This is a genomic window from Intrasporangium mesophilum (genome assembly GCF_054783095.1).
This window is the reverse complement of sequence record NZ_BAAGRF010000052.1, coordinates 1-10,434: the sequence shown is the minus strand read 5'-3', so window position 1 is coordinate 10,434 and position 10,434 is coordinate 1. Positions and strand designations below refer to the sequence as shown.

The window sequence follows — 10,434 nt, the reverse complement described above, 5'->3', positions numbered from 1 at the left end:
CTCAAGCGCTACATCGCCAGAGACCTATACCGCCAACTCGAACACGCACCCACCACGCCTTGACGAACCATAGGAGCGTCCAGATCCGGAAGGGCCCGATCGCGCTGTCGCCCCGCGCGTGGCGTTCACCCTTGAGCACGCGGACTTCGGCAGGTACACGCCACGAGGAAGCCGGTTCGCCTAGAGTCCGGCTGGACCCAACGACGCGAAGGACGTGCCGTGTCAGACCTGCCGCCCAGTCTCAGCCCGACCTCCCAGCAGCCGGCCGCCGCCGCCCAGGCGGAACGGCTCTCATGGGTCGCTCGCGCCCGGAGGAGGGCACTCGACTCCGCCTCCCAGCGAGTGCACGACAAGATGGCCGCCTCAGGCGAGTCCGGCTTCTCCCCGTCGTCGGCCGGGCTGTTGACGTTCTGCGTGCTGGTGCTTGTCGTCGCTGTGGTCTGTGTGGCCTGGCTCGTGTGGGCCACCTTCCAGCCGAAGAACGTCATCGGTTGGGTCGCGGTCGTGCTCGCATGGGTTGTCGTATACGAGATCTTCCCGCGGCGCGAGCACGCTGACGTCCGCGTGCTGCCGTCGCCGGACTTCCCTCAGGTATACAGGCTGGTGCGCGACCTCGCGAACGGGGTCGGAGTGGCGCCCCCTCGGGTCATCGCCGCCAGCACCGACTTCAACGCGGCGGTTGCAAGCCTGCCTTGGCGCCGCGGCAGCATCCTAGTCATCGGTCTGCCCCTGTGGACCTGCCTGCCGTCGGACCAACGGGCCGCCTTGCTCGCCCACGAGCTCGGCCACCTGCGTGGACGGGACACGCTGCACGCGAGGATCGTCGCCGGCGCCCATACGATCCTGTTCGGGCTCGCAACGATGCTCACTCCGCTGCCGAGCGATGCCTACTCCGAGTTCTACGCGGGCTACCCGAACAGCGAGTCCTCACAGGCCTTCAGCAACGCGATGGGCTCGGCCCTGCTCCGCATCGTCTCGCTGCCGTTCGTCGGGCTGCTCCTCGTCTTCGAACGCCTCGCGGCCGTGGAGAGCCAGCGGCGCGAGTACCTCGCCGACGTCAACGCCGCGCGCGTTGCCGGCACCGACGCCACGGTTCGCCTGTTTGCCAGCGTCACGAACCTCGCCGGGTTGCACACGCTCGCCGGCGCTGCCGTGCGACGTCGCGAGGACCCGTTCGCGGTCCTCGAGCAGGTTGCCGCACGGCCTGCTCTGACCGATTCCGAGGTGGAGGCGGCGCGACTGAGAGCGATGGCGGCGGACCGTCGCTGGGACGACACCCACCCTCCCGACGACCTGCGGATGAGCCTCCTCGCGGCTCGCCCGGTGAGCCCGTCGACGGCAGTCCTCGACGCGATGCCAGGGGCCGACCGGGAGCTCGCGGCTCTTCGTCCTGAGCTGGCGGGCCAGCTGAAAGCGGACCTGATCGAGCAGTACGTGTCCTGAGACCATCCGCGGCACCACACACAGTGGGGGAGCTCTTCACGCATCACACGCACGGAGAACTCCCGGACCCGGCCGTCATCCAGCACCCACGGCACAGGTCGGACTGCATCGACGAGGCGAGCCGAGCCAACCCCTGCTGGCCAGCAAGGGCGCCAATGCGGCTGCCGTACTGCACGGGTCGAGGACATGGACCCACCCCACGCGCACCGTGACCCCGCCCTGCACTGCGGTATCGACGTCACGGAGGAAGTCCAGCCACGCAGCGGCCGCCGTCTGGTGCACCCAGCGCCCATCGAGCTCGACGGTCGTCGCGAGCTCCTCATAGTCGACATCTCGGAACGTCACTCCACGACGCACGACGAGCCGTCGCTGGCGCCGCGCGCGCGGCAGCCCGTGCCGGCGTTCGACATCGACGAGGTAGCGCTGCTCCAGCACCGACATCGCACCCTCGGCGATGTCGCGCAGCACTGCGAGAAGCACGCGATGTCGCGGCAGTCGACGACGACGAGCCAACGCGCGCCGGAGTCGCTCGGCCGTGGTGCGCCCTTCCTGACATGCGTCAGCGAGCAGGCCGATGGCACCCCTGTCCGACCGGGCTCGAGAGGCTACGTCGAGCAATGCCTCCTCCAGGCGTAGGCGCGGCGGGCTGAGGTGGGCCTGGACGACATCGTGGAACCCGACCCGCCGCGAGACGATGACCCCGGGCGGCGCTGAGACGCGGCGGCGGTGGTCGACGACGACGTGGATCGGCTCGTCACTGACGACCCGCAACGGCGCGGACTCGCTCCGCACCCGGTGCACCCGCAGCGCTGACCGTCCCGCAAGCGCGGCCGGCGCATGGAACAGAACGGCGGCCCAAGCGCGCTGGAGCCAGGTCAGCGGGCCGGTGTGCGAGACGTAGATGCCGTCATGGACTCGCGCCCATTCTCGCCGCCGCACCAACCTCGCGATGTCGGAGTCAGTCAATCCGCAAGCGAGAGCCTGGCCACGGGAGACGACCCCCTCCTGTGCCGCCGCGAGATCGGCGAGCCGGGTCCGGTTCATGGACGCCAGCATCACCGAGCAGGACCGAGCAGACAGCTCCGCTCGCCGTCACTGTGGACGAGCAGCCGCTGGTGCCAGGGGGTGTGCAGAGCCGCCCTGCTGAGGGTCGGGGGGTTCCTCAGGCACCAGCTGCAGGAAGGACTCCCCGACGCGTGGGACGACGCGGACACTCGACTAGGGACTGTGCGCGGACGGGAAGGCGTCGGACCACGAGCGCAGTGCCACTCCCCCGTCCGCGGAGCGGTCGACAGAGGTCGCCGCGAGCAGGCCGTGCACGACCGCGCGCGCGACGCAGTCGGCCCCGGCCTCCATGAGCAGCGCGAGCTCGACGGGGTCCGAGGTGTCGCGCGCGCCCGTCGAGAGTGCAAACAGCGTGTCGCCGTCGAAGAGTGTGTGAACGGGCTTCAGCGCACGGGCGAGACCATCGTGTGCGACCCCAGCAGCCTTCTGGCACTGGGCTTTCGACAGCGTCGCGTCGGTCGCGACGACGCCGATGGTCGTGGCGAGTCCAGGCGTACCCGCGGCCCGGTCCGGCAGCTCGGCGGCGCGCGCGCGAGCCCCTTCGAGCTCGGACTCCGAGGGCCACCCGACATGGTCGAGCTCGCCCGGCAGACCCAGCCCGACGGCATACGGCCGGCCCGTGGCCTCGTCGACCGCAGACCCGACCGCGTTGACGACCACGAGTGCGGCGACACTCGCCCCGGAAGGCAGCACGACGCTCGCCGAGCCCACACCTCCCTTGAACCCGCCGACCTTGGCTCCCGTCCCGGCGCCGACATTCCCTTGTGCCACAAAGGATCCCGAGGCCGAGCCGTATGCCGCTCTGCCGTCGGCCGCGCTCGGACGGTGGCCCCAGGTGCCTCCTCGTCCGAGGTCGAACAGGATGGCCGCAGGCACGATGGGCACGACGCGCTCCGGGTCTGGCGGGTCCGCCATGGGCCAGCCCAGCCCGTCGGCGAGCAGGCCATCCATCACGCCGTCGGCCGCGGCGAGCCCGAACGCGGAGCCGCCGCCGAGCACGACGGCGTTGATCCGGTCGACGAGGTTGCGCGGGTCGAGCAGGTCCGTCTCCCGGGTGCCGGGGCCGCCGCCGCGCACGTCGACCCCGGCGACCGCGCCACCAGGTGGAGCTACGACCACCGTCACACCTGTCAGCCAGCCCCGCTCGTCGCGGGTGCAGTGCCCGACTCGGATGCCGGCGATGTCGACGAGCGAGTTCGTCGGGCCAGGGACCGCACGACCGGTGGCCGCGCCGTCGTCAGGCCCGGGAGGGTTGGTCGGGGCTGGGTCCACGAACCGACCCTAGAACGGCACACCCCGACAGCGGTCACGAGGGGTCGCGCAGGTCGAACTCCATGAGTCGACCCGGCGAGCTGAACCCGAGCCGCTCGTAGAACTCCTGCGCGCGGGCATCCGGGGCGTTGAGCCGGATCCACTTCACGTCGGTCGTGCGCGACCACTCGATCATCGCCTCGGTGAGCGCCCGGCCGACCCCGCGGTCGCGACAGGCCGGCGCGACGAACAGGCCGCCGACATGCAGCCAGCTGACGTCCTTGCGGCCCGGCCACGGCAGCGCCCGGATCCGCCTCGTCTCGAGGATGCCTGCGTGCTCGCCCCGGCTCTCGGCGATCCACGTCGGCCGGTCCGGCCGCTCGGCGAGCCACGCGTCGACGAAGCGGTCGAGGTATCCCGGCTCGGACGGCATACCGAGCTCGCGAGCGAACTGGAGGTGCAGCGCTGCGACGACGAAAGCGTCGTCGGCCCCCGCGCGGCGGATCAGCACCTCGGCCATGTGGGAAGTGAACCACTTACGGGTGAACGAACAGGCCGGATCGCCTACAGATGGCGCCAAACCGGGCCGAACCACAGCCCCGCCCGACGCGCCACCCAGGCACCTGGGTCAGACGTTGATGCCGAGGCGCCGGCTGGTGCGCGCCCGCTGCCGGCTCGCGCGCATCCGGCGCAGCCGCTTGATGAGCATCGGGTCGGCCTCGAGGGCGTCGGGGTCGTCGAGCAGCGCGTTGAGGACCTGGTAGTACCGCGTGGAGCTCATGTCGAAGAGCTCCTTGATCGCCTGCTCCTTGGAGCCGGCGTACTTCCACCACTGGCGCTCGAACGCCAGGATCTCCAGGTCGCGGGGCGTCAGTCCGCTCGGCTCGGGGCCGTGCGACTGGGCCGTGGCGTGGTCTGTGCTCATGTCCTCGTCTCGCTGAGGTGGTGCTGGTGTCTCGTCGGCCGCGTTGCTCGAGGAGGTGCTGGGTGTGGTGCTGCGTGTGGTACCGGAAGCGGGGCGGCGCGGCGGGTTGCTGGTCACGAGGGGTGGCGTTGGCTCCGCTCTCACCCTAGACCGAAATAACATCGGTGTCATTCAGCTCCGCGCCTCCCCACGGGGGTGTCGGACGATCGTGTCGGGCCCCTTTGCCCCATCTGTCACAGGCGTCTCACGAGCCCCGAGCTGGGCGCTCGATGACACGGGCCGACAGGGGTCCACGCACCGGAGCGCGTGGACGTCACGCCATCGTATCCAGGATCGCGTTGACGTCCTCCTTGGTCGTGTGCGGGTTGACGACGGCGAACCGGGTCAGCGTCTCACCGCGGAACGACGTCGGCACGACGAACGCGAACTCCTGCCCCAGCAGCCGGTCGGTCCAGGCCTGGTAGTCATCCGGTGCCCAGCCGAGGCGCCGGAAGACGACCACCGACAGGTCGGGCTCGCGCACGGCTTCGAGGTACGGCCGCCGTGCGATCTCCTCGGCCGCGAACCGGGTCACCTCGAGCGTGCTCTCGATCGCCTCGACGTAGGCGTCGGTGCCGTGCACGGCGAGCGAGTACCAGAACGGCAGGCCCCGAGCGCGGCGGGTCAGGCCGATCGAGTAGTCGGTCGGGTTCCACTCGGTGGACTTGGTGATGACGTCGAGGTACCCGGCCTCCTGCGTGTGGGCGACGCGTGCCAGCTCCGGGGCACGGTAGAGCAGGGCGCAGCAGTCGAACGGTGCGAACAGCCATTTGTGCGGGTCGACGATGAACGAGTCGGCGTGCTCGATGCCGGTGAACAGGTCGCGCACCGACGGCGCCGCGAGACCCGCACCGCCGTAGGCGCCGTCGACGTGCAGCCAGATCCCGAACTCCTGGCACACCTCGGCCACGGACTCGAGGTCGTCGACGACGCCGAAGTTCGTGGTCCCGCTCGTCGCGACGACGGCGAAGAACGTCTCGGGTCCGTACTTCTCGAGGGTTCGCCGCAGCTCGGTGCCGGTCATCCGCAGCTCCTCGTCGACCGAGACGCCGCACACCTCGGCATCCATGACGGCAGCCATGGACACGACGGACGAGTGGGCGTTGTCGGTCGCCGCGATGCGGAACGGCCGCGGGGCCGCGCGGTCGGTCACCCCGCTCTCCGCGTGGTCGGCCACTGCACGAGCGCGAGCCGTATGCCGTGCCACCACGAGCGCGGACAGGTTGCCGACGGTGCCGCCGGGGACGAAGACGCCGCCCGCCGAGTCCGGCAGGCCTGCGAGGTCGGCGATCCAGCGCAGCGCCTGGTTCTCCGCGTAGACGGCGCCCGCGCCCTCCATCCAGGAGCCGCCGTAGATCGAGGATGCGCCGACGACGACGTCGAACGCGGCGGCCTCACGCGTGGGCGCGCACGGGATGAACGACAGGTAGCGCGGGTGGTCGGTCGACAGGCAGGCCGGGGCGAGCGTGTGCTCGAAGAGCTCCATGGCCCGCGTCGCGCCGAGACCCGACGGGGTGATCGTCTGGCCGGCCGCTGACCGGAGGTAGTCCTCGGTCTGGGCGCCGTCGAGCGGGATCGGGTCCATGAGCAGGCGCTCCCGCGCGTAGCGCAGGACCTTGTCGACGGCGAGGTGGTCGGCGTCCTTGTCGAAGCTGTGCACGCAGAGACTCTAGGCCCTGGCCGGATCGCGGAACGCCCACCCAGCCGCTATTCGCCGCCTGCCCGCACGCCCCCCGGGTCCGATGACAGGCACGAACTGCGCGGTGCGCGCGCGGAACCCGGCACCCACGCGGAACCCGGCACCCACGCGGAACCCGGCACCGGGCGGCATACGTCCTGTCAGTCGACCCGGACGACAACGCCGAGCAGGGCGCCCCGCAGCTCGTCCGCGGAGGTCGCGATCGCGGTCGGCCGGACCCCGTGCAGGGCCTCGGGCAGCCCGGCGCCCCAGGTGACGGCGATGGTGTCCATGCCGGCGGCCTTGCCCGCGAGCACGTCGACGACGGCGTCACCGACGTACACGGAGTCGTTCGAAGACCGGCCCATCCGCTGGAGGGCGAGCAGCAGCGGGGTCGGGTCGGGCTTGTGCCGCTCGGTGTCCTCCATGGCGACGAGCACCTCGACGAACTCGCTCAGCCCGAGCAGGTCCATCGCCTGCTGGGCCGACTCGCGGCGCTTCGAGGTCGCGACGCCGACGTGCACGCCGGACTCGGCGAGGTCGCGCAGCACCTCCCGCACCCCGTCGTAGCCGCGGATGAGCCGCTCGGTGTTGTCGGCGTTCCAGGCGAGGTACGTCTCGTAGAGCTCATCAGCGTGCTCGGGCGAGTGGTCGCGGAACGCACTGATCAGGGGCCGGCCGATCCACGACCGGATGACGGCGGGGTCCTCCTCGCGACCGAGGATGCTGCGGAAGGCGTGCTGGTACGACTCCACGATGAGGTTGATCGTGTCGGCCAGCGTCCCGTCCAGGTCGAAGACGGCGGTGGTCCAGCGGGGTGAGGTCACCGAGCGAGCCTAAGCCCACGAGCGCGGTCGCCCCGACCGCCTCCCATCAGTCGAGCCACCGTCCAGCACGCATGACGCGGGCCGGGCGGGCGTCCTCTCCGACCAGCAGCAGGTCGGCGCGCGCGCCCGCGGCCAGCACGCCGCGGTCGGTCAGGCCCAGCGCTCGGGCAGGGGTACGCCCTCCGCAGCGGGCGGCATACGCCAGCGGGACACCGGCGGCAACCGCACGGGCGACGATGTCGGCGACGTGGCTCGTGCCGCCGGCGATCGACCCCGGCGACGTGCCGTCGGGGTTGTGGGTCAGCCGAGCGACGCCGCGTTCGACGACGACGGACAGGTCGCCGAGGACGTACGCGCCGTCGCCGACCCCGGCGGCTGCCATCGCGTCCGAGACGAACGCCACCTGCCCCGGCCCGACGAGGTCGAGAACCGTGCGCATGGAGTCGTCGGACAGGTGGGTGCCGTCGGCGATGAGCTCGAGCGTGACCTCGCCTCGCGCGGCCGAGCGGAGCAACGCCGCGACCGCGCCGGGCTTGCGGTGGTGCCATGGGTCCATGCCGTTGAACAGGTGCGTACCGATGTCCGCTCCGGCGGCAACAGCCTGCTCGACCTGCGCAAACGTCGCCGTCGTGTGCCCGACCGCAGCGTGGACGCCGGCGCTCGTGAGCCACCGGACGAGATCCAGGCCGTGGTCCCGTTCGGGCGCCAGCGTCACCTGGCGAAGGTGCCCGCGCCCGACGGACAGGAGGCGCTCGACCTCCTCGAGGCTCGGGTCCCGCAGCAGCGCCGGGTCGTGCGCCCCGCACCGTGCCTCGGACAGCCATGGCCCCTCGAGGTGGATCCCGTCGACGATCCCGTCGTCGGCGAGCTCGGCGAGCATCGCGACGCCGCGCTCGAGATCGCGCGGGCTCATCGTGACGAGGCTCGCCACGACCGTCGTCGAGCCGCGCTCGTGATGGTGTCGCGCTGTCGCCGCGGCGGACTCGTCACGCAGGTCGGTGAACGCCGTCCCGCCGCCGCCGTGGCAGTGCATGTCGACGTATGCCGGCACGATCGTCTCCCCGACGACCTGCGCTTCGGGCGGTGGGACGGCCGTGCGGCCGAGCGGGGTGACCGCCGTGATGCGGTCGCCGTCGGTGCGCACGACGACATCGGGCAGGACGGAGTCGCCGACGAGGGCCGGGCCGCGGAGCGTGACGTTCATCGGCCCGATTCTGTCGCATCCCCCACGTCGAGTGGCCCCGCCACCCCACCAGCCCCAGCTCGAGTGGCCCCGCCACCCCACCAGCCCCAGCTCGAGTGGCCCCGCCACCCCACCAGCCCCACGTCGAGTGGCCCCGCCACGCCACCAGCCCCACGTCGAGTGGCCCCGCCACGCCACCAGCCCCACCGGTCGTGTGACCGCGGGGCCACTCGAGGTGAGGAGGCGGCGCGCGCGGCGGTACCTTGTGGTGCGTGTCTGCGCGACCCCTGAATGAGCTCGTCCACCCGACGTGGGTCCCGGCACTCGAGCCGGTCGCTCCGACGATCAGGTCGATGGGCGACTTCCTGCGCGCCGAGCTCGTGGCCGGCCGCGGGTACCTTCCGGCCGGCCCGGCCGTGCTGCGAGCGTTCTCCCGACCGCTGCCCGACGTCCGCGTGCTCGTCGTCGGTCAGGACCCGTACCCGACGCCCGGCCATCCGGTCGGCCTCAGCTTCAGCGTTGCTCCCGACGTCCGGCCGGTCCCGCGCTCGCTGCAGAACATCTACCAGGAGCTGGGCACCGACCTCGGCCTGCCGACGCCGGCCAACGGCGACCTGTCGCCATGGTTCGAGCGCGGTGTGATGCTGCTCAACAGAGTGCTCACTGTGCAGCCCGGCAAGCCCGCCAGCCATCAGGGCAAGGGTTGGGAAACCGTTACGGACCAAGCGATCTCGGCGCTCGCGTCACGCGGCGGTCCGCTCGTCGCCATCCTCTGGGGCAGGCAGGCGCAGTCGCTCGGCCCGTTGCTCGGCGGGGTCCCGCGCATCGAGAGCGCCCACCCGTCACCGCTGTCCGCACGGTCCGGTTTCTTCGGCTCCCGGCCGTTCAGCCGCACCAACCAGCTGCTCGCCCAGCAGGGTGCTGCACCGATCGACTGGAGCCTGACGTGACCCAGCCCATTCCCGGCGCACCGGCCGGCCGCATCTGGACCCGCTTCGTCGCTATCGGCGACTCGTTCACCGAGGGCATGTGCGACGACGACCCCGCGCTGGCGCACGACGGGGAGTATGCCGGCTGGGCCGACCGGCTCGCGGCGCACCTGTCGCTGCTGGCGAGGGCGGACGGGCAGGACTTCGGTTATGCGAACCTCGCAGTCCGCGGCCGCAAGCTCGCCGATGTGGTCGGTCCGCAGCTCGACATGGCCCTCGCCCTCGAGCCCGACCTCGTGAGCATCGTCGGTGGCGGCAACGACATCCTGCGGCCCAAAGCCGACCTCGACGGTCTGGCGGCCCGACTCGAAGACGCGGTCGCGAAGATCCGCTCCACTGGGGCCGACGTTCTCATGGCCACACCCGTCGACCCCGCGGATGCCCCGCTGGTCAAGGCGACTCGCGGCCGGGCCGCGATCCACACCTCGAACATCTGGAGCATCGCCCGGCGGCACGGCGCGCACGTCATCGACCAGTGGGGCCTGCACGCACTGCGTGACTGGCGGATGTGGGCCGAGGACCGGATCCACATGACGAGCGAAGGGCACCGGCGCGTCGCGCTGGCTGCCCTCGAGGCACTGGGTCACCCGAGCGAGGACCACGACTGGACCCGACCGCTCGACCCCGCGCCGCCGATCAGCCGGCGCGAGGCGCTGCAGGCCAACGCCCAGTGGGCGCGTGAGTACGTCGGCCCGTGGGTGCACCGGCGGCTGACCGGGCGGTCGTCGGGCGACAACCGCCTCGCCAAGCGCCCCGACGTCACCCCGCTCGACTGACCTCTCCGTCCACTCCCCCAGTCGAGTGAGCGCTCCGTCCCCTCGCCTCAGTCGACTGTGATGCGTGACTGGAGGCGGCCTCTCGTCGAGTGGGCGCCCCGCCCCACCCGCCACACGTGGCTGGGGCGCGTGGGACCGGGCGATCACTCGACCGGGACGGGTGGGGTGGGGCGATCACTCGACCGGGACGGGTGGGGTGGGGCGCCCACTCGACCGGAACGGGTGGGGTGGGGCGCCCACTCGACCGGGACGGGTGGG

The 10,434-nt window shown here is 71.7% G+C and carries 10 protein-coding genes; 3 read left to right on the top strand and 7 right to left on the bottom strand.

The window, feature by feature from the left end; genetic code table 11:
- The first annotated feature begins 219 nt into the window (after positions 1-219).
- The gene (locus tag ACYVLP_RS23625; RefSeq protein WP_460629736.1) at positions 220-1,443 is read left to right on the top strand and encodes a M48 family metallopeptidase; all 1,224 of its coding nucleotides are present in this window, start codon (positions 220-222) and stop codon (positions 1,441-1,443) included.
- A 75-nt stretch (positions 1,444-1,518) separates the two neighbouring features.
- Here the strand turns inward: ACYVLP_RS23625 and ACYVLP_RS23620 are convergent, their stop codons facing one another.
- The 7 genes from ACYVLP_RS23620 to ACYVLP_RS23590 form a co-directional block, all read right to left on the bottom strand.
- The gene (locus tag ACYVLP_RS23620) at positions 1,519-2,487 is read right to left on the bottom strand and encodes a type IV toxin-antitoxin system AbiEi family antitoxin domain-containing protein (protein WP_460629735.1); all 969 of its coding nucleotides are present in this window, start codon (positions 2,485-2,487) and stop codon (positions 1,519-1,521) included.
- A 174-nt stretch (positions 2,488-2,661) separates the two neighbouring features.
- Positions 2,662-3,780 (bottom strand): P1 family peptidase, encoded by a 1,119-nt coding sequence (locus ACYVLP_RS23615; RefSeq protein ID WP_460629734.1) that lies wholly within the window; start codon positions 3,778-3,780, stop codon positions 2,662-2,664.
- Positions 3,781-3,814: 34 nt separating this feature from the next.
- Positions 3,815-4,279, bottom strand: a complete 465-nt coding sequence (locus ACYVLP_RS23610; RefSeq protein WP_452267349.1) for a GNAT family N-acetyltransferase — start codon at positions 4,277-4,279, stop codon at positions 3,815-3,817.
- Between the two features lie 108 nt (positions 4,280-4,387).
- The gene (locus ACYVLP_RS23605) at positions 4,388-4,684 is read right to left on the bottom strand and encodes a DUF3263 domain-containing protein (RefSeq protein ID WP_460629733.1); all 297 of its coding nucleotides are present in this window, start codon (positions 4,682-4,684) and stop codon (positions 4,388-4,390) included.
- A gap of 313 nt (positions 4,685-4,997) precedes the next feature.
- The gene (locus ACYVLP_RS23600; RefSeq protein WP_460629732.1) at positions 4,998-6,383 is read right to left on the bottom strand and encodes a pyridoxal phosphate-dependent decarboxylase family protein; all 1,386 of its coding nucleotides are present in this window, start codon (positions 6,381-6,383) and stop codon (positions 4,998-5,000) included.
- A gap of 179 nt (positions 6,384-6,562) precedes the next feature.
- Positions 6,563-7,228 (bottom strand): HAD family hydrolase, encoded by a 666-nt coding sequence (locus ACYVLP_RS23595; RefSeq protein ID WP_460629731.1) that lies wholly within the window; start codon positions 7,226-7,228, stop codon positions 6,563-6,565.
- Positions 7,229-7,274: 46 nt separating this feature from the next.
- A complete protein-coding gene (locus tag ACYVLP_RS23590; RefSeq protein WP_460629730.1) occupies positions 7,275-8,432 on the bottom strand; it encodes an N-acetylglucosamine-6-phosphate deacetylase in 1,158 nt (385 codons plus the stop codon).
- A 251-nt stretch (positions 8,433-8,683) separates the two neighbouring features.
- Here ACYVLP_RS23590 and ACYVLP_RS23585 point away from each other — a divergent pair, with 251 nt between their 5' ends.
- Both ACYVLP_RS23585 and ACYVLP_RS23580 read left to right on the top strand, forming a co-directional pair.
- Positions 8,684-9,361, top strand: a complete 678-nt coding sequence (locus tag ACYVLP_RS23585) for a uracil-DNA glycosylase (RefSeq protein WP_460629729.1) — start codon at positions 8,684-8,686, stop codon at positions 9,359-9,361.
- Positions 9,358-10,176 carry an SGNH/GDSL hydrolase family protein gene (locus ACYVLP_RS23580; RefSeq protein ID WP_460629728.1) on the top strand — a complete coding sequence of 273 codons (819 nt, stop codon included), beginning with the start codon at positions 9,358-9,360 and terminating at the stop codon, positions 10,174-10,176. The genes ACYVLP_RS23585 and ACYVLP_RS23580 overlap by 4 nt, the downstream gene beginning before the upstream one ends.
- Positions 10,177-10,434: the final 258 nt, after the last annotated feature.